The following is a 25,726-nucleotide window of genomic DNA, read 5'->3' as shown; positions in this document are numbered from 1 at the left end:
GCGGTCCATGAAGAAGACCAACGCCAACGAGAAGCTGTACTACTCGATCAGCGAGGTGGCCCGCATCACGGGGCTCGAACCTTACGTGCTGCGATACTGGGAGAAGGAGTTTCCGACGCTCTGTCCGCGCAAGACGCGCGGGGGGAACCGGATCTACACGCAGAAGGACATCGAGGTGGTCAACCGCATCAAACACCTGCGCACCGAGGAGAAACTGACGATCGCCGGGGCGCGGACCAAGCTGACGATGCGGCGGCCGAGCGAGAGCAAAGAGACCATGGTGGCCTCGGCGCGAACGAAGACGCTGATAGGCCAGATTCGTAAGGATATCGAGGACATCCTCAAAGATTTCTCTTGAACTCGGCGGCGGTTTTGATAGATTGGGACGGGCGTAACCGGCGCGGGACAGTCTAGATCCGATGGATCGGAGCGTAGCGCAGTTTGGTTAGCGCACTCGCTTGGGGTGCGAGAGGTCGGCCGTTCGAATCGGCTCGCTCCGACCATTTTGCCGGCCGGGCGACCGGCGGAAGCTCCCACGACAACGAAAAGGCCGGACGACGCGGGCGCATCGCCCGGCCCTGATGTCGGCCGGGCGCTTACCGCCCCGGCGCGATGTTGTGGTTCATCCGGAACAGATTGTCGGGGTCATAGGCGCGCTTGACTCGCCGGAGACGGTCGTAGTTGGCGCCGAAGATTCCCTTAATGCGGTCGGACTCGTCGGCGGTCACGAAATTCACATAGGCGCCTCCGGTGGCGAAAGGCTCGGTCGCCCGGAACAACTCGCGCGCCCAGGCGATGCAGCGCTCGTCATCCTCGGCCGCCCGCCAGCGGGCGTGGACGTTGAGGACGAAGTCGGCGTCGCGGTGCGGGTAGGCGATGGTCTCGCGCGGGATGCGGGCCGCCGCCCCGCCGAGCTGGCCGAGGAAGACCTCGCACTCGGGACTCGGCACGCGGTCGGCCAAGCGCACAAGCACGTCGAGCAGGGCGTCGGGCAGGGCAGTGAAATTATGCGTCTTCCAGTAATTCCGGGCGCCCGCCGTCATGAGCGGGTCGAAGGCCGACTGCCAGCCCGTGTACGGCTGGACGCCGAGCGCTTCGCCCACCGGCCGCCCGAGATGGCGCAGCGGCTCGGCGGCCCGCCGGCCCGCCTCGGGATCGCCGGCGTGGAAAAAGATCACGACGAGCACATTTTGCCCGTGCTTTTCCGCCGGGACGAACGGAACCGGCGGGGCGGGGCGCAAGACCAGCCAGCACGCGGATTCGTCGGTGAGTTCCGCGACATAGTCGCGATACTGCCGGAGCACCGCCTTCGCCTCGGCGTGCGGGTAGACCACCAGGCCGCTGTACACGTTGGGGCCGACCGGGTGCAGGTCGAATTCAAACCGGGTGACGACGCCGAAATTGCCCCCGCCGCCCCGGATCGCCCAGAACAGATCGGGATGCTCGGTGTCGCTGGCCCGCACCAGCGAGCCGTCGGCGAGCACGACCTCGGCGCCGCGGAGGTTGTCTGCGGCTGTCCCGTACTTTCGCGTGAGCCATCCGAAGCCCCCGCCGAGCGTGAGGCCGGCGATGCCGGTCGTGGAGTTGATGCCGAGGGGAGTGGCCAGTCCGAAATCCTGGGCCGCCCGGTCGAAGTCGCCGAGCGTGGCGCCGGCCCCGACCCAGGCGCGACGGGCGGCCGGCTCCACCTGCACCGCTTTCAGCCCGGACAGGTCCAGGGTGAGACCGTCGTCGCAGACCGCGTTCCCGGCGATGTTGTGCCCGGCGCCGCGAATGGACAGAGGCAAGCGGTGCTCCCGGGCGAAGCGGACCGTGTGCCGGACATCGGCGGAATCGGCGGCCTGCACGATGGCGGCCGGTGTCCGGTCGATCATGCTGTTCCAGACCGAGCGGGCCGCGTCGTAGCGGCTGTCTCCGGGGCGGATCAGCGTGCCCCGCAGCGAACCGGCGAGCGACTCGAGGGGGGCCGAAGGGGCGGCGGCTCGGCCGCCGCGCGCCTCGGTGGGACGGGCTTTTTTCATCCCGCGTCTCCTTCCTGTGCGGCAGACCGCCCGGTCGCCCGCCGCCGACATGATTTCCTGAGCTTGGCCGCAGCCGATCGGCCGCGGCCGCATGTTGGCCGTTGTCTGTCCGGTGATACGCGGATCCCCGGCCGTCTGATTGTGGTCCAAATGAGTCTTTAAACCAACGTCCGGCCGGCTCGCAGCCCGGGGCTTTCGCCCGACCTGCTCTCCGATCGTGAACTTTTTGTGTCGCGGGCGCCCGGCCCTTCCGTATAATGACCTGCGATGGACGAGAATCGGGGCGAGGCGACGCTGGTGCTCATCCCGGCGTGCAACGCCGGGCGGTATCTCGATGACTTGATCCCCCGGTGCCGCCGGTTCGTGGCCGACGAACACCTGCTCGTGGTCAACGACGGATCGACCGACGATACGCTCGAGAGGCTCAAACGGCACCGGGTCAACTACATCTCGTATCCCGACAACCGGGGAAAAGGGGCGGCCCTGCGGGCGGGTTACCGGTATGCGCTCGCGCGCGGGTACCGCTCGGTCGTGACGCTCGATGCCGACCTGCAGCACCTGCCGGAGGAGTTGCCCCGTTTCTTCGCCCAGGACAACGGGCGGAGGATCGTCCTCGGGACGCGGCACATGGATCCCAAAGTGATGCCCTGGGACCGGCGCCTCACCAACAATCTGACTTCGCTGATCATCTCCGTGTTCTCCGCGCAGCGCGTCCGTGACAGCCAGTCGGGCTACCGCTTGATCCCGACCGCGGTGCTGCGGGCGATCCCGCTGGTCGCGGCGGGGTACGATTTCGAGTCGGAGTTGCTGTTCAAGGCGGGAGCGCTCGGCTGCGAGATTGTCGAAACCCCGATTTCCACCGTCTACGAGGGGTCGCCGTCGTTCATCAACCCGGTCGCGGACACCGGGCGGTTCATTCGCCAGATCTGGCGGCGGATCTGGGTCTGACCGGCGCCAATTCGGGCTTGCGAAGGGCGGCGATCGGCGCTACCATACAGGGCATGAAGCTAGCTGAGATTTTCTCCAACTATTTCACGGTGCGCGGCGAATTGCGGAAGGCGGTGGAGGGTCTGACGCAGGCGCAGTTCGATTGGGCGCCCCCGCGCCACACGGCATCGATCGGACGACTCCTGGCCCACATCGCCGACTGCGAATTCTTCTGGATCGCCCACGTGGCCGCCGGCGCGCCCGGACGGCCGGATTTCACGCGCTTTCGCGGAGCGCGCGACCGGGCCGAGATCCTCGGCCTCCTCGACGAGTACGAGTGCGTTGTCACCGGGTTCCTCGAACGGGAAGACCTGGCCGACTGGGACCAGGTGTTCTACACCGTGACCGACAGCAGCGGGGCGACCGAGCGCCTCTCGAAGCGGTGGCTCGTGTGGCACGTGGTGGAACACCAGGCGCGCCACCGCGGCCAGATCTTCATGCTCATGCGCATGCAGGGGCTTGAGGTGCCGAATGTCTGAACGGCTCCGGATTTTGTTGACCAACGACGACGGCTACCAGGCGGATGGAATCGCGACCCTCTACCGGGTGCTCGCGCGGGCGCACGAGGTCTACCTGGTGGCCCCGAACGCGGAACAGTCGGCCGCCTCGCATTCGCTCACCCTCAACCGGCCGCTGCGGGTGCAGAAGATCGACGAGCGGCGCTACACGACCGACGGGACCCCGACCGACTGCGTCATGCTCGGCGTGCACCTGGTGTTCAAGGACGGCAAGCCGGACATGATCATCTCGGGGATCAACCACGGCGCCAACATGGGGGATGACGTGACCTATTCGGGGACGGTGGCGGCGGCGATCGAGGGCTCGATCATGCGGGTGCCGTCGGTGGCCGTGTCGATGGCCCACTACGAGCCGGGGACGCCCATGGTGCGGGCGGCCAACTTCGTCGCCCGGCTCGTGCGCATCGTCGGGCAGATGAACCTCCCGCCCGACGTCTTCCTCAACGTCAACCTGCCGCTCGACACGGGGCGGCCCTACGGCGCCTACGAATTCACCCGGCAGGGGTTCCGCCAGTACAAGGATGTGATCATCCGGAAAACCGACCCGCGCGGCAAACCCTACTACTGGATCGGGGGGCGGCCGAAGTGGCGGACCGAGGCGGGGACCGATTTCGAGGCGGTGAGCCGGAACGTGGTGTCGATCACGCCGCTGCGGCTCAATTTCACGGACGACAGGGTGCTGGCCGAGCTGCGCACGCGGCAATTCTCGATGTAGGGGGAAACGAACACTGCCGCACGGGGGTGTGGCCGTGCGATATAGATCGTCGGTTTCGAGAGCTGGAAGACGGTGCCGTGCGCCGTGCCACATGCCCAGAAGGGGTCTTACCATGGGGCAGAGCGTGCGTCCCGTTCCGGCGCGCCGGGCTGTCGTATCAGGTTGCCTCTGAACAGCACGACGTATCTCCGATATGATGTGGCTGACATCTGCGCGAGTGACGTGTCACACGTCCTTCGCAAGTTTGATCCGGAGGTGATTGTATGACCGCACGTGGACGGTTGGGTTGCCTGTTCCTGGTGGCGAGCGGAGTGTGGGGGAGTGTGTCGGCTCAGGAGTTCACGCCCGTCCGGCTCACTGCTCACGCGGGGACGTCGGCCAATCCGCGCATCGAGATGGATGCCACCTGCCTCTATGTTGTCTGGGAAGACGACCGTTCCGGGTCCAGTCAAATCTGGTGGGGGAAATTCGACCTCGCCGGCGCGCCCGTCGCCGGCCCCGTACAAGTGACCTCGAGCGGGACTCCCTCCCAGCCGGCGGTGGGTGTCGACGCACTGGGAAACAGCTACGTCGTCTGGACCACCGACGCCGCCTATTTCGGCAGCATCTATGGTGCGAAGCTCGATCCGGAAGGAAATGTAATCGTCCCGGCCCAGCAGGTATCGGAGGGTCAGGTCACCAATCCGGATGTGGCGGTCACACCGGACGGCGTCTGTATAGTGGTTGGCGACAAGAGGGGGACCACGGATCACAACGTTCACATTTATCGGCGGACGAGCGACCTCGGTCCGGTTTGCGTGGCGAAGAAACCGGGAACTGCCGGGATCGGCGACGGTCGGGTGCCGGCCGTTGAAGCAGACGCGTCGGGAATTGCCCACGTGCTGTTCCGGGATGTCGACATTTTCAACTACTACATAAAGGGCCACAACACCGATGCCGGTTGCGGTCCCTCCGGCTCGACCACCGTTTTGACCGGTGATTACGCCCGGCCGGCGATTGCATGGTCCGGGGTGCAGGAATGGCGCACCGTGGAGTCCGGTAACAACATCTACACAATCGCGGGCGGCCTGCATCGCATCAACGACCAGGCCGGTACCGCTTCCTACGCCCGTCTCGCCAACACGTCGCCGAACGGCCTGGCCGTGTTCCAGGATTCGCGATCGGGCGACTTCGATATCTACTGCACGGCCTTCAATGGGGCGACCGGATTCCCCGATCTCCGCGTCACTGCCGATCCGGCTGCACAGCAGTATCCCGATGTCGCGGTCTTGCCCTCCCTGCCGGGCGAGTTCTGGGTCGTCTGGCAGGATTACCGGGACGGCAACTGGGAGATCTATCTGACGCGTTCGCTGGGGGATGAGCCTCACCTTGCATTGGAGCCGCTGCATTTCGGTTTTGCGGCAGTTCCGGGCGGACCGCTTCCCGCCGGCCAGGAGCTCACCATCACCATCAGCGGGGGCGGGACACCGGCGTGGGAGGCCGATTCCGACCAACCGTGGCTTAACGTGACCCCCGCCTCCGGTACCGGCAGCGGGTCGACTGTGAACCTGAGCGTCAACACGACGGCTCTGCCGGCCGGCACCTATGAGGCGAATGTCGCGGTGGCTTGCGCCGAGGCGGACAACAGCCCTCAAACGGCGACTGTCACCTACGTTGTCTGGGGAGGCAGCGAGCTGGACGACAAGCAGGCGCTCATCGACTTCTTCCTCGCAGAGCCGTTCTACGAGGACGCCGAGCAGGCCGCGCAGGTGTTTCTGGACGAGGTCGAAGCGGAGGTGGCGGCGGGCACAGCGACGAGCAAGGATCTGGAGGCCGTCCTGCGCCTTCTGCTGCTCGAAGAGGGGGCGAAGGCGGCGTATGGGTCGCCGGAGGAGCCGGGAGCGGATTCGCTCGCCGTGCTGACTGCAAAGTGCACGCTCAAGACAGCCACATCGCTGTTGCTCAAACTCGCGGTGGACAAACTGGAGCGGGTGTTGCGGCCGCTGAAACATGTCTGGGGGTTCAACTGGTGCTACGACAAAGTCGACCAGGCCACGAGATGGCTGAGTGCCGTACTCCACAGGTTCAATAGCCATCTCGTCACCTCTTACTTCAACCAGATGACACCCCTGCTCATGGGGCAGTACGGGCTGGCGCAGGCTGAGGCCCAGTCGCTGGCACTGCAGACCGGCTGGCAGATGGTTCATGCGATTGAAGCGAAGACCGGAAAAGTCGTCTTGGAGCAAGTATCCGAGCCGCTGTTGCAGGGTCTGTTGGCGGACCTCAACCGATGGCTGTACGAAACGGGGATACCTCTCTATGTTCCCCCAAGTTCGCCTCCGGATGCCCTCTACATCGGGGGGACCAAACACTCGCTGGAAGCAGGTGTGACTCATGCTTCGGGCGGAGACTTTCAGGAAGGGGGAGCGGAGGAGATCATCGCGTCGGTGCGGGGCGTCGAGATTCCGGAGATTGAGGGCGGGAATTCGGTGGCGGTCCAGACGGTAAACGGAGCGATCACAGCGGCGGTCTGGGCTGAAATAGCCGAACTTATTCTTCTGGCTGCCACCGTGATAGGTCTGGCAGTTGCCCTGGCGGTTGGTATCGCTCTCTGCGGAAGCACAGGGGGGATCGGATGCGTCATCAGCGCCCTCTCCGGAGTCGGCCTATGGGGGGCGTTGCTGAAGATCGCAAACCTGCTGTCGTGGGGAAAGATCGCTCTGTATGGCCTGGGAATGGGTGTGGGAGCTTACCAGCTTCATGTCCACCTCCCCGCACAGCTCCGCGAGGTGAAACAGACAGCGTTTGATGTCGTGCCGAAGGTGCTTGCGGACAGCGGCTTGTCCGCGGGGCCGCAGCGTTTCCGGATTCCGGGGCAATGGAGCGATTCACTTGAAACGGCCGCGTCCGGCGCGGCCGACCGCCTTGAAGAAATCCGCCGGCTCATTGCGGCAGGCGACTGGGATTCGGCCAGAGCAAGTATGGCGGCCCTCGATTCCGCAATGGACGTGCTGGCGACAGCCTCCGCTATCACCAACGCCACCCTGGGTTGCGCAGTGATCGGGAACCAGAGCGATACTCTGCCGCTGCTGGACTCACTGTATGGTTACGCGATGGCCCATGGCGCGGCGAATGACCTGACTGCGGCGCTGTGCCAGTTGGCGCTCGGGTTTGCCTCTGTGGCCGAACCGGCAGGTGCAGACTGCGACAGTCTCCTCATGCTCGTCGACGAGACAACTGCGCGGTTGCGCCAACTCGGTCCGGCCTTCGACTCCGCCTTCACGGTGCTCGCCGATATGGGTCTCACGGCGCCGCCGGTGGTCGTCGTTACAGAGTATGAGTTAGCCGAGGATGGACTCGGCAAGCATCTGACCGCGACCGTGCGCAATGTGTCCGAGACGGCCGTGCACGAGGTGCGGGCCGGGCTTGCGGCGGAGGACAGCTCGTCGGTGCAGGCGACGGCAGAAACGGACACCGTGATTGCCGCGCTGGCCGCCGGCGACACCGGGGTTTTTCGCTGGCGCATCGAGGTCCCCGCCGCCGAAACGCTCTTCCAAATGGATCTGCTGATTCAACCGGGGACGCTTCCCGGTGATTTTCTCGGCGATCATCGGATCGTGAGCGTTCATTTCCCGGCCGCGACGTATGAGTATCGGTGTGGAGACGTCACTGCCGACGGGCAGATAACTGTCGCTGACGTCACGTACCTCGTAGCGTACCTCTTCAGGGGAGATCCTGCCCCGGTCTTGCCCGGGGCGGCCAATGTGAACGGCGAGTCGGGGATCAATGTGGCCGACGTCACCTTCCTGATTGCCTATCTCTTCCGCGGCGGACCCGCGCCGGAGGCATGTCCGTGACGGCGAATTTCTTGGGTCGCACGGTCGGCTGCGGGCGCCGGCTGAGCGTCTCTTCCGCCTTCGGGGGTGCAAAATCCTGTTGACACGGGGGTAAAATAGGCTTACTTGAGGGGGTCTCGGAAACAATCGGGGCGTAGCGCAGTTTGGTAGCGCACTTGGTTCGGGACTAAGGAGTCGCTGGTTCAAATCCAGTCGCCCCGATTTTTCTCCCCCCACCAGCAATGGTGGGCCACCGGTCAGCGGCGGGTGCACGATTCCACCATGCGGGGTGGGCCGCCGAAAGAGAATTCTGCCGGGCAGGGCGGACCCCTCTCAGGGTCGTCGGCCCCGGTCGGCGGGCGCCGCGGCGAGTGAGGCTTCACTGTCAGGTTAGCAGGTAAAGGACTATCACAAGGGCTCGCAAAGGGCTCGGTTTCGGCTCTGCCGGCCGGCATCGCCGACGGATGCGTCCGGCGCCGGGAAAGCTCATCAACAACAGTCATTCATCGAGGGTGTGTCGCTGCGAGACGAGGGATCGGGCGTGCCCGGTCGGCAAGGCCCCGGCCCGGCGCACCGCGTGAACGCGATATCGGGAAGTAGAAGGGGAGTCACCTCAGGAGAGCGAAAGGGAAGCCACGATGCCAGAGGGACAACGACCGGTGGTGATCGCCATTGTCGGCGCCGGGAAGTGCTCGAAGAAACTGCGCGACATGGCGGCGGCGGCCGGCAGGTATGTCGCCGCGCACGGGGGAGTGGTGGTCTGCGGAGGACTTGGCGGGGTGATGGAGGGGGCGGCCCGGGGCGCCAAGGAAGCCGGCGGCGCCACCATCGGAATCCTCCCAGGGATGGACAAAAACGACGCCAACGACCATATCGACTATGTGATCCCGACCGGGTTCGGCGAAGCCCGCAACATCCTCGTGGTGCGGGCGGCCGATGCCGTCATCGCTTTTCCCGGCAAATACGGCACCCTGTCGGAGATGGCGTTCACCATGCAGATGGGCAAGCCCCTGATCTCGGTGGGGGCGTGGAAACTGGGCGAAGGGATCCCGCTGGTCGAGGATCCGGAAGAAGCGGCGAAAATGGCCATGGAGCTGGCGACCGGCGCGCCCCAGGGAGCGGAGACCGAGTAGGATGGGTCGGGCGGAGGCGCGGCAGTGAAGCTCGCCGGGGCAATCGTGACCGTGAAAGGGGAGGTTCAGGGGGTAGGGTTCCGCTGGTGGGCGCTCAAACGGGCGCACCTCCGCGGGGTGACGGGCTGGGTGCGGAATAACCGGGACGGTTCGGTTACCGCCCTGGCCGAGGGGGAGCGGGGCGCGCTGGACGCATTTATCGACGATCTTCGGGAAGGCCCTTCCCTGGCGGTCGTCCGGGCAGTTGACATCGACTGGCAGGAGTATACAGGTACGTATGCGGGATTCGACATCACACACTAGTCTGGGCGCGGGCGGCGAAGAACTGAAACGGTACATCCGCAGCGTCCCGGATTTCCCCAGACCGGGGATCAATTTCTACGACATCACCACCCTCCTGCAGAACCCGGCCGGGTTTCGGCGGGCGGTGGACCAGTTGGAGGGGTACGTGCGGGGCGTACAGGCGGAGAGAATCCTGGCGATCGAGTCGCGGGGTTTCTTCTTCGGGGCCGCTCTGGCCGACCGCCTGGGGCTGTCGATTATCCCGGCTCGCAAGCCGGGGAAATTGCCCTATACGACGGTGAGCGAGGAGTACGAACTGGAGTACGGGACCGACCGGCTCGAGGTGCATGCGGATGCGGTCCTGCCGGGTGACCGAGTGGTGGTGGTCGATGATTTGATCGCCACCGGGGGAACGCTCCTGGCCGCCTGCCGGCTGGTCGAACGGCTGGGCGGCGTCGTGGCCGGGGTGGCGGCGGTGATCGATCTGCGCTTCCTCCCGTGGCGGGAGAAACTCTCCGGGTACGATGTCCGCTACCTGGTCTCCTATGACTCGGAGTGAGGGGGAAAAGGTCGTTGACAAAGCCGGGCGGCGAGGGTTTCTTGCGGGGCGGATTGCGCGAGACGGCGCCCCCGTAGCTCAGTCGGATAGAGCAGCGGTTTCCTAAACCGCGTGCCGCAGGTTCGATTCCTGCCGGGGGTACCAAAAAAGACGGCAGGAAAGGGGCAAGGATTGCGCCGGAGGAGGTCAACCCATTCGCGAACATGCATCTAGACCGGGGACCCGGCGGGGAAATCGTTTGACAGGCGATTGGGGCAGGCCTATATTTGTTGGTTAATTTTCGGTCCCGGTGCGTCTGTAGCAGTGGAAGTTAGTTGTGCGATACGATAAGGAGTCGAAGGTAATGAAGTCGTTGACGGTGAAGGGCACGGTGGTGCTGCTGCTGATCGGAACAACGGTGTTCGCCCAGGGGGGCGTGGGCCTGGAGTACGGAAATCGTCTGGAGTTCGACGTCTGGGATTTCAGCCGGCCCGCTCTCGAGGGCTACCAGATCGATTTCAGCGGCGGCGGCGCGCGCGCGCTGGGGATGGGGAGAGCGTTCCTCGGGCTGTCGGATGACGTGACCGCGATCAGCTGGAACCCGGCGGGATTGTACACTCTCAGCCAGCCCGTCATCTCGGCCACCTACGGGAGCACCCTGCCGCGCGGGTACACCGACACCGACCCGCAGTTCGTGCTCGATCCGTCGCAGACGCGCTTCGACCACAACGGGTGGATCAGCGGGATCACGGCCCTGGATTTCGCGGCCCCCCTCCGCATCAAGGGACACCCCTTCGTCGGGTCGTTCACCTACTCGACGGGATTCGACGAGTACCAGGGGTACCAGTTCTCGTTCGACACCACGTTCCGCGACACCTTCACCACCCCGGACACGATATTCGTGGACACCGTGGTGCACTATACGGTGAACCGGGAGTCGGAGATGGACGGGGCGCTGAAGGCGGTGAGTTTCGGTTTCGGGACGCGGATTTACCGCGAGTGGTCGGTCGGCGCGGCCCTCAACGTGTACAGCGGAACGGCGGTGCGGCACGCGGCGAGTTACGAATCCTCCCAGGATCGCATCGACTACTCGTTCCAGGAATACTCGCAGGTGTATGCGACGACCGTGATCGACTCCAACCGGTTTTCGGGCTACAACTTCACTCTCGGTGTGCGCTACAACGCCAGCCCGCTCGCGGCCGGGCTTATCATCCGGACCCCCTTCGACCTCGAAGTGGAGACTGACCGGTCGATCTACGAGATCGCCAAGAAGAACGAGCGCGTGGCGGCCCAGGAAACCGATACCTTCTATTTCGACGACATGGTGACCAAGTACGAGATGCCCTGGATGATAGGGGCGGGCGTGGCGTACAAGGCAAACGAGCGGACGGTGCTGACGGCGGATGTGGAGTACCGGCGGTTCAGCACCCAGGGCGTGCTCCTGCGCGACAGCGTCAAAATCGATCCGGGCGGCGAGAACGAGGAGTTCTTCACGACGGTCGCGGCCGACACGCTGTGGAAAGACGTGCTGCAGGTGGCGGTGGGGGCGGAGTACCTCTGGGACCAGACTTGGGGGACGATTCCGCTGCGGTTCGGGTTGGCCTACGTGCCGACGATTGTCCCGAGCTACGAGCGGGATGAGTCGGACACGGCGAACGCGGTCCTGGGGCTGGACAGCGCCTCGGTGACGGGCCGGCTGGTGGCCAAGCAGGAGCGGACCAACGGGGTGCGCCTCTCGGCTGGCGCCGGGATCTGGTGGAAGCAGGTGCACCTTGATTTCGCCTATTCGTACCTGACCCGCGACTGGGACACCGGGGTGCCCGGGACGGTGCGAACCGGGGCGTTTCACCAGCGAATCAGAAACCACCATGTGAGCGCGACGTTTACGGGGTACTTCTAGAGCGGAGAACCTCGAGAGGCGGCGCGGTCGGGCTCGGTCGCGCCCGGAATAAGTTGATCCTAACGCGGATGGCCCGGCAGCCGATAACGAGTGTAAAACGGCGCCGGTAACCGGCCGGAGAGAAACGGATGCAGAGCAAAGTCAAGCTGTCCAAGCGGCAGATCAAAGAAGACAAATTCACGGCGTTCGTCCTGACGTCGAAACAGCGGGTGGCCGAAAACTGGCAGTTTCTTGTGATCGGCGGGGTGGTCCTCGTGCTCGCGGTGGTGGCCGTCGTCTACTTCGCGAGCAGCCGGACCAGCCGGGAGGCCGAGGGAAGCCGATTGTTCGCCCAGGGGATGGCTGAATACCGCAACGGCAACCGCCAGGTGGCGCTGACGACGTTGCAGGAAGTTGTGGACGAGCACGGCGGGCACGAGACGGCCGATAACGCCACCTACTTGCTGGGGCAGATCCAGTTTGAACTGCGGAATTTCGCCGAAGCCATCCGGTGGTGGGAGCAGTACCTGGCCAAGTACCGTGACAACCGGACCGACCGGGCGGCGGCCCTGGCCGGGATCGCGGCCGCCAACGAGGAGCAGGGCAACAACGCGGCTGCGGCCCAGAAGTACCGGGAAGCGGCGGCCGAGTATCCGGAGGGCCCGCTGGCCTGGGATTACCATACGGGGGCGATGCGCAACTACCTGGCGGCGGGCCAGGTTGACAAGGCGCGCGAGGAGCTCGACTCGCTGCGCGACAAGTATGCCGGCACGGAGATTTACAACCGGGCGGCGCGGCTGTTCGCCGCACAAGCAGTGCCGGCGAAAACGGCGCCCTAAGGGGCGTCCGGGGCCGGGCGGCCGTGGGTATGCCGATCAAAGTTGCGCTTCTCTGGCACATGCACCAGCCCAATTACCAGGAGCCGCAGTCGCGGCGCCTGGTCCTCCCGTGGGTGCGCCTCCACGCCGTCAAAGACTACCTCGACATGCCGCTCCTGGCGGCCGAACAGCCAAACATCCGCGTAACCTTCAACCTCGTCCCCTCCCTCCTCGATCAATTTCAGCTCTACGTTGACGGCGGGGTCGACCGCCATTTGGAGCTCTCGCGGGTCCCCTCCGACCAACTGGACGCCGACCTGCGGCGGGAGATTCTCACCACCTTTTTCGCCGGGCACCCGGCGACGATGATCGAGCCCTACGCCCGCTACGCCGAACTCTACCGCAAGTACCGGAGCAACCTCGGAGAGTCGGTGCTGCCGGCGCTGTTCACTTCGGAGGAATTCCGGGATCTCCAGGTGTGGTCGAATCTTGCCTGGGTGGACCCGCTCTTTCGCGATGAGGAGCCGATCCGATCGCTTTTGGCGCGGGGGCGCTACTTCACCGAGGGCCACAAGCACGCCCTCCTCGACTGGCAGGTGCAGTTCATCGCCCGGATCGTGCCCACCTACCAGCGCCTGTTCCGCGAAGGGCGGATCGAGGTATCATTTACGCCCTATTACCACCCGATTCTCCCCCTGCTGTGCGACACCGACGTCGCGCGCGAGGCGATTCCGGGAACGAATCTGCCCCGCCGCTTCCGGCATCCCGAGGATGCCGAGAAGCAGATCGTCATGGCGCAGGAGAAGTACCGGGAGCTGTTCGGGCGGGAGATGGCCGGGATGTGGCCCTCGGAGGGATCGGTGTCGGAGGAGGTGGCGGCGCTGTGCGCCAAGAACGGCGTGAGCTGGATCGCCACCGACGAGGAAATCCTGACCGCCTCGCTGAAGAAATCCGGTCTCGACCGGGCCGACAATCCGCCCCACGCGGTCTATCAGCACAGCACGGGCGTGCGCATGCTCTTCCGCGACCACGCGCTCTCTGACCGGGTGGGGTTCGTCTACTCCGGCTGGGAGGCGGAGCGCGCCGTGCAGGACTTCGTCGCGCAGATCAAGGAGATCGGGCGGCGGACGCTGGCGGCCGGGGTCGAGCCCGTGGTGCCGGTGATTCTCGACGGCGAGAACGCTTGGGAGTATTATCCCGCCGATGGCCGGGATTTCCTCCGGCTGCTCTACCATCAGCTGGCGACCGATCCGGATATACGGACGGTGACGATCAGCGAGGCGACCGAGGGGGTGGCGGCGCGGCCGCTGCCGAAACTGTTCGCCGGCTCGTGGATCAATCACGCTTTCCGGATCTGGATCGGGCACGAGGAAGACAACGTCGCGTGGGACCTGCTCAGCGACGCGCGCGACGCGCTGGTGAAATACCAGGAGGAGCGCCCGGCGGCCGACCCGGCCGCGCTGGCAGCGGCCTGGCGGCAAATCTATATCGCCGAGGGATCGGACTGGTGCTGGTGGTTTGGCGATGAGCACCGGGGATTCGACAACAAAACTTTCGACCACATCTTCCGGCGGCACCTCGTGGCCGTCTACCGCCTCCTCGGGTTGGATGTGCCCGACCGCCTGTGGGAACCGATCTACCAGGGGGAGACCAAGTCGCGGACTGTCCTCCCCGACGCTCTGCTCACGCCGGCGATCGACGGGCGGGTGACGCACTTCTACGAATGGGCGGGGGCCGGCATGTACGACTGCGCCGAGGCGGGGGGGAGCATGCACCGGGTCGACCGGCTGGTCTCCGCGATCTATTTCGCCTACGACCACGAGCGTCTCTACATTCGGGTTGACTTCGTCAATAGAAAGGCGCTACTATCGATAGTCGAGCCGGCGGTCGAGGTGGTGTTTCAGGCGCCGCAACCGGTGCGGCTCAACGCGCCGGTGGCCCACGGCGGGCGCCGGGTGGACGCCGAGAAAGGGTACGAGGTGGCGCTCGAGGACGTGCTCGAATTGGCCATCCCCCGCGATCTGGTGCTGGAGCGCGGCTTCGGTCCGGTCGGGTTCAGCGTGACGATTCTCGACGGCCGGCAGAAACTCGAAACCTGGCCCGAGGGAAAGCCGATCGCGCTAGAGGTGTTCGAGCGCCACCGGGAGCCATTCTGGTCGTGACCCCGAACGGCGCGCGGGGAACGGAGGAGCTATGACCGAGTCGTTTTTTCGCGATGACAACGCGGCGGCCGACGCCGCCGCCCCCGAGCGCCTCCAACAGTCGGCCGAGGAACGGGCCGCTCGAAGGCGGGGAATCGACGAGGGAGAATTCGAGACCGAAGAGGGGCGCCTGGCGGCCGTCATGGCCTACATCCCGATTCTCTGCCTCGTCCCCCTCCTGAATATACGGGACAACAAGGAAGCGCGCTTCCATGCACGGCAGGGCATGCTCCTGTTCCTCGTCGAGGTCGTGGCCGTGCTCTTTCTTGTCGACGGGGTGTCGTCGTTCGTGTTTAGGGTCATTCTGATTCTCGCGGTCGGGCTGGCGGTGGCCGGGGTGGCGCTCGCGCTTCAGGGGCGGGGAATTCGGCTGCCGCTGCTGGGGGATTTGGCCGAGAAGGTCAAGCTCTAGCATTTTTCCCCTGCATTCTTCTGCTGCCGGTCAATCGGCCGTCGTGGACGGCGGACGCGGGGCGCAAATGTGAGAACGGAGAAATTTTAAGTTGATTTCCGAAGGGGAGAGTCGTACATAGGCGCGACAGATTGTGCAAGCGGGCAGTGCACCTGCGCGATAACTGCGAGCGCGGGTGGAAATCTGACACCACGGTGCTCTGGTTCTGAACAGGTCACACATCAGGTTGTGTGATAGGTTGTTGGCCGAGAGTTGCGGCGACGGCAGCGGGGTTCTGTTCAGAGGCCGGTCAGAACGGTGCGAGGCGCTCAACGGCGCCCGCCGGTCGGGCAGCGAAGAAGCTGGGCGCCGCAGCGAAATGGGTGGGAGAAACTTGTTGAGCCGCAGAGCGTTTACTTCAGGTGGCGGCCGCGTCGTGACGTTGCACAGGGAACTTCTCACGGCCGCCGGTTCGGCATTTCCCTTGCCTCACTTCCTATGGAACATCAGAAACACTCAAGAGGCTGGGAAATGGACAAGCGGACACTAAATCGAATCATCGTCGGGTGGATTCTCCTGCTGATCCTGGCGGCGCTGATCGGCAAGGTGACGGTGGCGGCGCCCAACGGCGGACAGACCGCTGCGGATTTCCTCAGGATCGGCTTCGGAGCCCGGTCGGCCGGGATGGGCGGGGCGTTCACGGCGGTGTCCTCAGGGGCGCAGGCGGCGTACTGGAACCCGGCGAATCTGTGGACGGTGACGTCGGGGGAAGCCGTCCTCTCCCATTTCGCCTGGTATCAGGATGTCACCGTCGAACAGGGGGCGGTCGCCCATACAATCAACGAGAAGTCCTCTCTGGCGGCCTCCATCGGATTCCTCAACTACGGGACGATCGACGGCCGCGACATCAACGGATTGGCCACGGGGGACGTGACCGCCTATGATTGGTTCGGAGCGGTCTCGTACTCCTACGACCTGTCGCCCGCCGTGTCGCTGGGGCTGACGGGGAAGTTCGTCAACCAGAAGCTTGATGACTTGAGCGCCTCGAGCTTCGCCGCGGACATCGGCGGGGCCTACCGCTTCGACAAGGTGACGCTGGCGGCGGTGCTGGCGAATGTCGGTCCGGACATGTCGTTTGAAAATGTCAGCGAACACTTGCCGTCGTCGGCGCGCGTCGGGGCGGCCGTGGCGCTCTTTGACCGCCAGGTGCTGGCGGCGGCCGAGATGGAGAAACCCTTCTACGGAGACTGGGTCTTCCGTCAGGGGCTGGAGTACGGCTACCGGGACCAGTATTTTGTGCGCGCCGGGTACAACTACTACCCAGGGGCCGAGGATCGGTCGTTCGGCTCGGGGATGAGTCTTGGAGCGGGCGTGCAATTCAGTCGCTTGGGGATCGATTACGCCTACACCGTTCAGGAGCATTACACTTCGGAGGATTTGCATCGGTTTTCCCTGGAGTTCCGGTTCGGCGACTAGCGGCTGAAGTCATTTGGAGTGATCGAGTTGGAGCTGGCCAGAGGGCCGGCTCTTTTTTTGTCCTCGGCGGAGCTGCTGCAGGGGGAGTGCAACCAATTGCAAATAATATGTGGATACTGTCAGCACATGACGCGATGCGGCAGGGGCACGGTCGGTTCGGGGGTAATGAAATCGCAGAATTCTTTACGGCGAAACGGCCGTTACTCATTGGGTAATAATGGATTGCAAATAGTCGGCGGTGAATCGGCGCGACGCGGGGCGATGTATAGGAAGTTGGCAATAGTTTTGCTGAGAGCAGATCTAACCATGTTGCGGTAAACAGCAGGGCGTACGAAAACGCCGGGCTCTAACGAAGAATATGAGTAGTTCCATACCTAATCACCATCATATAACAAATGAGAGCGCCGGAGCAGTAGCGCGCCGGGAATTCGCGTACGGATCGGTGTCGAGCGTCGACGTTTCTCTGGACCACGCGGTAGCGACGCCGTATCTTGGTCTGGTTGAGCAGGTTAAATATTTCGCGTGCGAGTACCTCCACGGCCTGTTGTTCGTGGCCTGCTCGATGCTTTTCGTCATGGCGTTTCCGGCGGCGTTGACGAAGCCGGCTAAGGTGAAGGCGATGGTCAATCGAGGCGTGAAGCGCACGCTGGACATAGTGGGTGCCATAATCGGCCTGACGCTCTCCCTGCCGATCTTCCTGATTGTGCCGATCCTCATCAAGTTGGACTCACCTGGTCCGATTTTCTACACTCAGACGCGGATCGGGGTCAACCGCCGCCGCCGCGACCGGCGCTATCACCAGCGCTCGGAAATTGACACCGAGCAGCGGCAGCGCAACCGCCGGCGCCAGGATCTGAAAGGCAAGCCGTTCCAGGTAGTCAAGTTCCGGACGATGGTCGCCAACGCCGAGCAGCTCAGCGGCCCGGTGTGGGCGAGCAAGGGAGATCCCCGGATCACGCGCCTGGGGCAGTTCATGCGCAAGACGCGGTTGGATGAAATCCCGCAGCTCCTCAACGTCCTCATGGGGGATATGTCGCTGGTCGGGCCGCGCCCGGAGCGTCCCACGTTTGTGGCCGAACTCTCCTCGAAAATCGACAACTACTGCGACCGGCTGCAGGTAAAGCCGGGGTTGACCGGACTGGCGCAGGTCGAATGCGGGTACGACACCGACCTCGCCTCGGTGGTGAAGAAGGTCAGCTACGACCTGGCCTATATCGAGAACTGGTCGATCTGGCTGGAAATCAAGATTCTGCTACGTACGGTGGTGGTGGTGGTGACGGGCCGGGGTGCTAATTAGGCGCCCCCTGTGACCACCGAGCCTGAGAGACCTGTCAAACGGCCGTGTTCCACGGCCGTTTGTGTTATATCTTGTGCCGGCTCAAACGACGCACTATTTTCCCGATAATCAGAGTAACCCGTTCACCAGGGAAGAAGGAGCGGAAGGCTGAAAGGGATTCTGGCATTGATACTGGCGGCGGCGCTCGCGCCCGTCCCGGTCGCGGCGCAGGCGGACAGCGATCCGGGAGTCATCGTCAGGACAGACCCGCCGGGCTGTCTGGTGACGCTCCGGGGAGAGATCCAGGCAAGCGGTGTCGCACCCGTCCACTTCCGCCAACTGCTTATCGGGGACTACCGGTTGAAAGTCGAGCGGCCGGGTTGGGAGACCTATTCGAGCCGGCTGGTGCTCGACCCGACGAAGCAGGTGGCGGTCGATGTCAATCTGTCGCGGAAGACGCGATTCAAGGGCGCGGTGCGCTCGCTCGTCATTCCCGGGTGGGGGCAGCGGTATGCCGACAAAGATCTCAAAGCGGGAGTGTCTTTCGGGATGGCTTTGGCCTCCGGCGCAGCCTTTCTGTTGGCCGACGACGAATTCGACTACCGGCACGGGGTCTACAACGAGGAGAAGCGGAAGTACCTGGCGCTGCCGAAAGACGCGCCCGCCGAGGTCCAGCAGGCGATGTTCAACTCCGTGAAGACCGCCCATGAGAAAGCCGTCGATGCGGAGAATGTGCGGCGGGCGACGATTGGCGCGGCGATCGGCGTGTGGGCGCTCAGCCTGCTCGACGCGGTGCTCTTTTTCCCCTCGGAACAGGGGACGTTTTCGATCAAAGGGGTGGCGGTGGCGCCGGGGCGGGTAAGCGACGGCTACGGCGTCACGCTGTCCGGCCGGTTCTAGCGAGGCGGAGCGAGGCATGGCGCCCGACCCGGCTCAACATCAACAGCGAGGGGTACACCTGAACGTGGCAAGATTTATCGGGCTTCTGATTGTGCTGGCCGTGCTCGGCGCGGCCGGCTGTGAACGGTATCTCGACTCGACCGATCCCGGCGTGGCCGATCCGGGAGGGATGGCGACGCCCCGGATCACCTCGGCGGCCATGCTCGACGGGGCGGTGATTCTCACCTGGCGGGTGGACAACCCGCGGGGGATTGTCCGCTACCGCATTTACGCCACGGACGCGACCGATACCGCCGGCGGCAGCTACCTGCTGCGGGATTCGACGACGGCGACCACGGACACCATCACCAATCTCCCGGCGAGCCAGTGGTACCTGTTCCGGGTGGCCGCGGTGCGCTCGACCGGGTACGAGGGGCCGCGCTCGGAGCCGTTCGCGGCGAGCGTGCAGCACCTGTCGATTGCGATCAACGACGGGAGCGAGTACACCTCGAACCGGACCGTGCAGGTGCGGGTCAACGCGCCCGCCGGTTTCGCCACCCACATCATGATGTCGGAGGCGCCCGGTCTGACGGACGCGGCCTTTACCCCGCTTTTCGGGACGGCGGCGGCGTTCACGCTGTCAACCGGCGACGGGGTGAAGCGCGTGTACGCCAAGCTGCAGTTTGAGGACGGGCTGGTGACCGCGGCCGCCCTGGTCGACTCGATCACGCTGGACACCCAGGCCGAGATCGACTCGGTCTATTTCGGAGATCCCGGGGCTGACGGATATTTCGGGCTGGGGGACGTGGTCACGTTCGGCCTGGCGGCAGCCGGGGAGCGCGGGGGTGCGGCGGCCGTCTCGTTCGCCGGGGCGGGAACCGTCACGTTGGCCGATGACGGCACGGGCGGGGACGACGCCGCGGGCGACGGCCGGTACCATGGGCGGTGGACGGTGCCGGCGGGGTTCACGCTGGCGGCCGGCCTGGTGACCGGGACGTTTACGGATGCCGCGGGGAACCGCCGCCAGGCGGCGGCGCCGCGCTTTCTCACGGTGTATACGCCGCCGGCGCCGGTGACGGCGACCGCGCTGGCGACCGGGCCGACCACGGTGGCGCTCAGTTGGACGTCCTCGTTGAGCTCGATTTTCGCGGCCTACCGGGTCTACCGGTCGACCTCCTCCGGAGTTGGGAACGAGGCGACGCTGCTCACCACGATCACGGCTCAGGCGACCACGACTTACGACGACACCGGGCTGACCCCGGGAACGACGTACTACTACCGGGTGGACACGGTCGATCGGTCCGGCCTGGCGGCGCGTTCGCTCGTCGTTTCGGCCCGACCGCAATAGCGGCCGGCAGGGTGGCACAGGCGATGGGAATTGTCGACGGCATCAACCGGCTCATCGGGCTGATCCTGGACGTGTTCCGGCAGATCGGGCGCGGCCGGATCTGGCTGTTCCTGCTGGTGTATTTCGCCGTGGCCTGGTTTTTCCTCCTGGCGCTCCACCGCTTCACCTCGCCTCTGTTCTATTCGGCGGTGACGGCGTGGACCACGCTGATCGACCCGCAGCGGGCGACCGGGTTCACGCACTACCGGGGGCACTACCTGCTGCTGCCGTTTTTCTTTGACTGGGCCAAGCTGATCATCAGCATTCTGTTCGAGGGCGTCATTTTCGGGAGCGCGGCCGTGCTGTTCTACGAGCGTTTCGTTCAGGTGGACGAAGAGGACCGCTTCAGGTTCCGCACGGTGGCCCGGTTGTGGATCCACCTGGTGCTCGCCCTGGTCATTATGAACGGCGTCATCCTGGCGGTCAATGTCGGCCTGGCCAAGGTGCTCCACCCGCTTTTGGAGTATTCGCCACGGCGGCAGTCGGCGTTCCGCTGGGTGGGGCTGCCGGCGGCCTACGTGTGCGTTGCCGGGCTGTTCTTCTACCTCGTGCCGGCGATCGCGGTGTACGGCGAGAATATCATCGACGGCCTGCGGCGGACGGTGCGGGTGTTCCTGCGCAACCCGGTGACATCGGTGGTCATGGCCGGGCTGGTGCTGGCGGGGCCGATCCTCCTGTCGAACATCGTCAGTTCACCCGACACCCTGGTGGACCGCTTCCGGCCGGAACTGGTCTACTACCTGCTGGTCGCCGGGCTTTTCGCGGAGGCGGTGGCCGGATTCTTCTGGATGGGGCTGTCGGTCCGAATGCTCGTGGATCAGGAAGAGTAGTTTCTCCCGGTCCCGCTTTTCTTCCCCCGTTCTCCCCTCGGAAACAGGCGCTGTTGCATTTCGAAACTGCTGCTGGCCGGGCCGCGCCCGGGTCCGCTGCGCCCGCTCCGGGGGCCGGTTTTTGCCTGTGCCGCGCCGCTTTTCCACCTTCAAGAATCAGCCGGACGGCCGATAATACGAGTGTCTCGTAGAACGGTGATAGCGCCAATGAAAAACATACTTCTGGTCGACGACGATAAAGAACTCTCCCAGTCGCTGGCCAACCTGTTCGACAGCGACAAATTCCGTTTTCGGTTTCTCGAGGACGGGACGGAGGTGCCCCAATTCGTGACCCGCCACGACGACATCGACGTGGTGATGCTCGACGTCAACCTCCCGTCCATGTCGGGTCTCGAGGTGCTCAAGCAGATCAAGCAGGTGCGGGACCAGCTCCCCGTGATCGTGATCTCCGGGTTCGTATCGACGGAGAATGCGATTGAAGCGATGCGGGAGGGGGCGTTCGAGTATCTGACCAAGCCGTTCCAGATCGAAAAGCTGATCGACACGGTGACCAAAGCGTGCGGCTACTCGGCGCCGGGGAAACGCCCGCCGGCGGCGGCGCCGGAGAGCGCGGTCGACGCCATGCAGGGGGAAATCGTCGGACAGTCGCCGGAGATTGTCGAGATCGCCAAGCTGATCGGGCAGGTGGCGAAAACCGACGCGGCGGTGCTGATATTCGGGGAGTCGGGCACGGGCAAGGAACTCGTGGCGCAGGCTATTCACCGGAACTCCAACCGCCGCCACAACGATTTCCTCTCGGTCAACTGCGCCGCGCTGCACGAGACCCTCCTGGAGTCCGAGCTGTTCGGGCACGAGAAGGGGGCCTTCACCGGGGCCTACTTCAAGCGCATCGGGAAATTCGAACAGTGCGCCAAGGGGACGCTCTTCCTCGACGAGATCGGGGACATGTCGATGCTCACCCAGTCGAAACTCCTGCGCGTCCTGCAGGAGAAGCGGTTCGAGCGGGTGGGCGGCAACGAGACGATCGAAGCCGACGTGCGCATCATTGCGGCGACAAACAAGTCGCTCGTCCAGGCGATGAAAGAGGGGTCGTTCCGGGTCGATCTCTTCTACCGGTTGAAAGTATTCTCGATCTATCTGCCGCCGCTGCGCGACCGGCGCTCGGACGTGCCGGTGCTGCTCGACCACTTCATCAGAAAGTTCTCCAAGCAGCTGCACCGGCCCCCCAAACCGGTGTCGAAACGGGCGATGCAGATGCTCGTGAAGCACCACTGGCCGGGGAACGTGCGGGAACTGGAGAACAACATCCAGACGGCGCTGGTGATCGCCAAGGGGGACGAGCTCGAGTGCGAAGATTTCCCGATCTTCAGCGAGAGCACCGGGCGCGTGGAAGTCAACCTCAACGACCTTCAGGAAGACTACACCGAAACCTTCCGGCGGATCATCGAACCGGTGATGCCTAAGCTGATCAACAATAATCCCGGCCAGGTCTTCCATTTCCTCGAATCGGCGTTCGAGCGGGCGGTGATCGCCTCGTGCCTCAAGGAATTCGAGGGGAACCAGGTGAAAACCTCCGAGGCCCTGGGGATCTCGCGTAACACGCTGCGGGACCGGATCTCGAGGTACGGAATTTACTAAACCCCGCACGCGGCCAAAGCGATTGCATCCGGCTGCTCGGCCCCCGGTCCAGGCAGCCGGTTTTCTTTGGACGGGAGCCCGGGCGCTTCCGCCGAGCGGCCGTCGGCGCCGCCAGAGGGCGCAGTTGCCCGTCAGCCGCTCCTGGCGTATATTCCCGGCATGAGGATATGCCATCTGGGAGACAGCCACCTCGGGGCGGGAGCCAACCACCCGCGCCGGGGGGCCAGCGGGTTGACGCTCCGCCAGGAGGACATCATCGCCGCCTTCGCCGAGGCGGTGGACAAGGTGATCGCGCTGCGCCCGGATGTGTGTATTCACGCCGGCGACTTGTTCGACGCGGTGCGACCGCTGAACAGGGTCATGGCGGCGGCGGGGGAGCTCCTGCACCGGCTGGCGGAAGAGGCGGGGATTCCCACGGTCCTGATCAGCGGGAACCACGATGCGCCCAAACAGCCGCACGTCGGAGCGCCGATCGACGTATACCGGCAGATCGACAACCTGTACATCGCGTCGGCGGGGCGGAGGGAGGTGTTCCGGATCGGGGAGGCCGCGGTGCACGCGCTCCCGCACTGCCTGACCGGGCCGATCCTTCAGGAGGAACTCGCGCAGTGCCGGCCGGAGGCGTCCGCGCGGTACAACGTGTTTGTCGGCCACGGAGTCGTGGCGGGGATGCCGGAGTTCGCGATGGCGGATCTCGGCGAGCAGGAGATTGAGGTCGGGAAACTCGAAGGGTTCGACTATATCGCGCTCGGCCACTACCACAACAACTGCGAGGTGGGCAAACGGGCGTGGTACTGCGGATCGACGGAGCGGTTGTCGCAGGCGGAACGGGAGGCGGAGAAGGGGTTTCTGGAAGTCGTGCTCGATCCGTTCGAGGTGCGGTTCCACCGCGTGCACGCCCGGCCGATGGTGGATATCCCGCCGATCGACGCCACGGGAAAACGGGGGGATCAACTGGCCGAGATGATCCGGGCGCAGGTCACCGCGGCCGGGGCCGAGGACAAGATCATCCGGGTGCGCGTCGAAGGGGTGACGGAGGAGACGCTCAAGACGATGCCGAGCGACGTGCTGATGGAGCTGAAGCAGCAATCATGGGCGCTGGATCTGACGTTCCAAAAGGCGAAAGCAGAGGGCGCCGGGGAGGCGTTCGGGCGGGCGGCGATCGGACGGCTCGACCAGGAGTTTCTGCGGTTTCTGGAGAGCACCGAGATTCGCGGTTTTGATCGGGATCGGCTCAGGGAGATGGGGTTGGCGTACCTGGCGGAGGAGGAGTAGGAGGCCGGCGCGACTCCGGGAGGAGGCGGGAGAAAATCCGGGCCGCGCCGCAGAAATGCCCGTATAAGAATGGCGGGGATTTTGGTTGACTCTCGCGCCGGGCGGCGATACCCTCCGGCGAGGCCGCTGCGGTTCGAGCGGCGGTGAATCTGACAAGACGAACATGACCACACGTCGGAGCTACTAAGGAAGGATAGTGCGATGAAGAAAGTACTGGCAGCGGCCCTTCTGGCGGCCCTCCTTGCGGCCGGAGAGGCGATGGCGATTTCAGCGCAAGGGAGCGGGTTCGGGACTCTGGCCACGGCCCGGGGGATCGGGGCGGGACGAGCCTCATTTGCCGGCGGGGTCGGGCTGGCCGACGCCACCACCGCCTTCGGAATGGTCCGCTACGGGTTCGCCGACTACCTCGAAGGGCGGTTCAAGCTGGGATTGCGCGACGATGCCGGAATGGACGCGGTGCTCCAGATCGGGGCGGATGTGACCTACCAGTTCTGGTCGGTGGGGCCGCAGTCGCCGAATCCCATGGACCTGGCGTTCGGGGGCATGATTGAGTATTTCCCGCCGGATTATCTTGACGACGTCGACGAGAGCCTGTGGATGTTCGGCGGTTACGCGATCGGGTCCTATCCCTTCGCGCTGAACAACGGGATGAAGCTGTCGCCCTACGGCCGCCTCAATCTGCGGGTGGAGAGTTTCGGCACCGATGTTCGCGGGGGAGACAATTCCGAGCTGGAGTTCGGCCTGAACGGCGGCGCCATGCTTGAAATCACGCCGACTCTCAACGCCTACGGCGAGTTCCAAATCGACGGGAACGACGGCGTGTTCCTCGGACTGGAGTTCCTCATCATGTAGAGCGCGGGGCGAGGCCCCGGGAACTCCACGCCGGAACTCACGTGACCTATCTCGATGCACTCATTCTCGGTCTGATCCAGGGTCTGACCGAGTTTCTCCCGGTGTCATCCTCTGGGCACCTCGTGCTGGCGGAGGAAATTCTGGGCGTCAAGCAGCCCGGGGTGGCGTTCGAGGTGCTGGTCCACCTGGGGACACTGGTGGCGGTGACTATCTACTACCGGCGGCGCCTGTGGGCCTTGGGGCGGGCGGTGTTCGACCGGACCATGGGCTCGGAACGAAAGATGATCCTGTACCTGATTATCGGCACAATTCCGGCAGGTCTGGCCGGCGTGCTGCTGGAGGATTTTTTCGAGCGCACATTCGGCAACCCGATCGAGACCTCGATCGAGCTGATCATCACCGGGGTCATCCTGCTGATCACCCGGTACTTCCTTCGCGGCAAGAAGCCGGTGGCGGCGGGAAACGCGCTGATCATGGGGGTCGGGCAGGCGGTGGCGATTTTCCCGGGCATTTCGCGCTCGGGCACAACGATTGCGGCGGGGATCTTTCGCGGCGTCAGTCCCGCGGCGGCCGCCGAGTTCTCCTTTCTCCTCTCGATCCCGGCTATTGCCGGCGCAATCGTCCTGAAGGTGGGAGAGCTGTCCGATGTGAGCGCCGCCCTGCTCGGGCCGTACGCGGCGGCGACCGTCACCTCGTTCGTTTTCGGGTGGGCGGCGGTGTCGTTCCTGCTGGCTGTAATCCGCCGCGGAAAACTCGACTACTTCGCCTACTACTGCTTTGCGGCCGGGGCGCTCGGCCTCTATATTTTCCTCTGA

22 protein-coding genes and 3 tRNA genes are annotated in these 25,726 nt (G+C 64.6%); 24 read left to right on the top strand and 1 reads right to left on the bottom strand.

Annotated features, from left to right (window positions below):
• Positions 1-7: 7 nt before the first annotated feature.
• Both KA261_01060 and KA261_01055 read left to right on the top strand, forming a co-directional pair.
• Positions 8-358, top strand: coding sequence for a MerR family transcriptional regulator (locus KA261_01060; GenBank protein MBP7696372.1), 351 nt, complete (start codon positions 8-10; stop codon positions 356-358).
• A 67-nt stretch (positions 359-425) separates the two neighbouring features.
• A tRNA-Pro gene (locus KA261_01055) sits at positions 426-503 on the top strand.
• A gap of 93 nt (positions 504-596) precedes the next feature.
• Here KA261_01055 and KA261_01050 read toward each other — a convergent pair.
• On the bottom strand, positions 597-2,021 hold the full coding sequence (locus tag KA261_01050; protein ID MBP7696371.1) for an FAD-binding oxidoreductase: 1,425 nt from the start codon (positions 2,019-2,021) through the stop codon (positions 597-599).
• A 267-nt stretch (positions 2,022-2,288) separates the two neighbouring features.
• Here KA261_01050 and KA261_01045 point away from each other — a divergent pair, with 267 nt between their 5' ends.
• The 22 genes from KA261_01045 (at position 2,289) to KA261_00940 (ending at position 25,726) form a co-directional block, all read left to right on the top strand.
• Positions 2,289-2,969, top strand: a complete 681-nt coding sequence (locus KA261_01045) for a glycosyltransferase family 2 protein (protein ID MBP7696370.1) — start codon at positions 2,289-2,291, stop codon at positions 2,967-2,969.
• Between the two features lie 53 nt (positions 2,970-3,022).
• Positions 3,023-3,487, top strand: a complete 465-nt coding sequence (locus KA261_01040; GenBank protein MBP7696369.1) for a DinB family protein — start codon at positions 3,023-3,025, stop codon at positions 3,485-3,487.
• On the top strand, positions 3,480-4,241 hold the full coding sequence (gene surE, locus KA261_01035; protein ID MBP7696368.1) for a 5'/3'-nucleotidase SurE: 762 nt from the start codon (positions 3,480-3,482) through the stop codon (positions 4,239-4,241). Before KA261_01040 ends, surE begins: the two co-directional genes overlap by 8 nt.
• A 263-nt stretch (positions 4,242-4,504) precedes the next feature.
• Positions 4,505-8,077: a hypothetical protein gene (locus tag KA261_01030; protein ID MBP7696367.1), complete on the top strand. Its 3,573-nt coding sequence runs from the start codon at positions 4,505-4,507 to the stop codon at positions 8,075-8,077.
• A gap of 127 nt (positions 8,078-8,204) precedes the next feature.
• Positions 8,205-8,278, top strand: a tRNA-Pro gene (locus KA261_01025).
• Between the two features lie 416 nt (positions 8,279-8,694).
• Entirely contained in the window at positions 8,695-9,189 is a 495-nt protein-coding gene (locus tag KA261_01020) for a TIGR00725 family protein (GenBank protein ID MBP7696366.1), read from the top strand.
• Between the two features lie 24 nt (positions 9,190-9,213).
• Positions 9,214-9,492 carry an acylphosphatase gene (locus KA261_01015; protein ID MBP7696365.1) on the top strand — a complete coding sequence of 93 codons (279 nt, stop codon included), beginning with the start codon at positions 9,214-9,216 and terminating at the stop codon, positions 9,490-9,492.
• The gene (locus KA261_01010; GenBank protein ID MBP7696364.1) at positions 9,467-10,030 is read left to right on the top strand and encodes an adenine phosphoribosyltransferase; all 564 of its coding nucleotides are present in this window, start codon (positions 9,467-9,469) and stop codon (positions 10,028-10,030) included. Before KA261_01015 ends, KA261_01010 begins: the two co-directional genes overlap by 26 nt.
• 67 nt (positions 10,031-10,097) lie before the next feature.
• Positions 10,098-10,174, top strand: a tRNA-Arg gene (locus KA261_01005).
• Positions 10,175-10,373: 199 nt separating this feature from the next.
• Positions 10,374-11,909 (top strand): outer membrane protein transport protein, encoded by a 1,536-nt coding sequence (locus KA261_01000; GenBank protein MBP7696363.1) that lies wholly within the window; start codon positions 10,374-10,376, stop codon positions 11,907-11,909.
• 128 nt (positions 11,910-12,037) lie between these two features.
• The gene (locus KA261_00995; protein ID MBP7696362.1) at positions 12,038-12,727 is read left to right on the top strand and encodes a tetratricopeptide repeat protein; all 690 of its coding nucleotides are present in this window, start codon (positions 12,038-12,040) and stop codon (positions 12,725-12,727) included.
• 29 nt (positions 12,728-12,756) lie between these two features.
• Positions 12,757-14,868: a hypothetical protein gene (locus KA261_00990; GenBank protein MBP7696361.1), complete on the top strand. Its 2,112-nt coding sequence runs from the start codon at positions 12,757-12,759 to the stop codon at positions 14,866-14,868.
• Between the two features lie 31 nt (positions 14,869-14,899).
• The gene (locus KA261_00985) at positions 14,900-15,319 is read left to right on the top strand and encodes a hypothetical protein (protein MBP7696360.1); all 420 of its coding nucleotides are present in this window, start codon (positions 14,900-14,902) and stop codon (positions 15,317-15,319) included.
• 510 nt (positions 15,320-15,829) lie between these two features.
• Positions 15,830-16,774 (top strand): PorV/PorQ family protein, encoded by a 945-nt coding sequence (locus KA261_00980; GenBank protein ID MBP7696359.1) that lies wholly within the window; start codon positions 15,830-15,832, stop codon positions 16,772-16,774.
• 442 nt (positions 16,775-17,216) lie between these two features.
• Positions 17,217-18,071: a sugar transferase gene (locus KA261_00975; protein ID MBP7696358.1), complete on the top strand. Its 855-nt coding sequence runs from the start codon at positions 17,217-17,219 to the stop codon at positions 18,069-18,071.
• Between the two features lie 165 nt (positions 18,072-18,236).
• Positions 18,237-18,950 carry a PEGA domain-containing protein gene (locus tag KA261_00970; protein MBP7696357.1) on the top strand — a complete coding sequence of 238 codons (714 nt, stop codon included), beginning with the start codon at positions 18,237-18,239 and terminating at the stop codon, positions 18,948-18,950.
• Between the two features lie 64 nt (positions 18,951-19,014).
• Complete coding sequence (locus KA261_00965; protein ID MBP7696356.1) at positions 19,015-20,277, top strand: fibronectin type III domain-containing protein; 1,263 nt, start codon at positions 19,015-19,017, stop codon at positions 20,275-20,277.
• 23 nt (positions 20,278-20,300) lie between these two features.
• A complete protein-coding gene (locus tag KA261_00960; GenBank protein MBP7696355.1) occupies positions 20,301-21,146 on the top strand; it encodes a hypothetical protein in 846 nt (281 codons plus the stop codon).
• Positions 21,147-21,353: 207 nt separating this feature from the next.
• Positions 21,354-22,784 (top strand): sigma-54-dependent Fis family transcriptional regulator, encoded by a 1,431-nt coding sequence (locus KA261_00955; GenBank protein ID MBP7696354.1) that lies wholly within the window; start codon positions 21,354-21,356, stop codon positions 22,782-22,784.
• Between the two features lie 159 nt (positions 22,785-22,943).
• Positions 22,944-24,059, top strand: a complete 1,116-nt coding sequence (locus KA261_00950; GenBank protein ID MBP7696353.1) for an exonuclease SbcCD subunit D — start codon at positions 22,944-22,946, stop codon at positions 24,057-24,059.
• Positions 24,060-24,260: 201 nt separating this feature from the next.
• Complete coding sequence (locus KA261_00945) at positions 24,261-24,911, top strand: hypothetical protein (protein ID MBP7696352.1); 651 nt, start codon at positions 24,261-24,263, stop codon at positions 24,909-24,911.
• A gap of 41 nt (positions 24,912-24,952) precedes the next feature.
• Positions 24,953-25,726: an undecaprenyl-diphosphate phosphatase gene (locus KA261_00940; protein MBP7696351.1), complete on the top strand. Its 774-nt coding sequence runs from the start codon at positions 24,953-24,955 to the stop codon at positions 25,724-25,726.

Source organism: Candidatus Zixiibacteriota bacterium (assembly GCA_017999435.1).
In the GTDB taxonomy this organism is placed as follows: Bacteria; Zixibacteria; MSB-5A5; order GN15; family FEB-12; genus JAGNLV01.
This window is presented reverse-complemented; position numbering and strand designations above follow the sequence as displayed.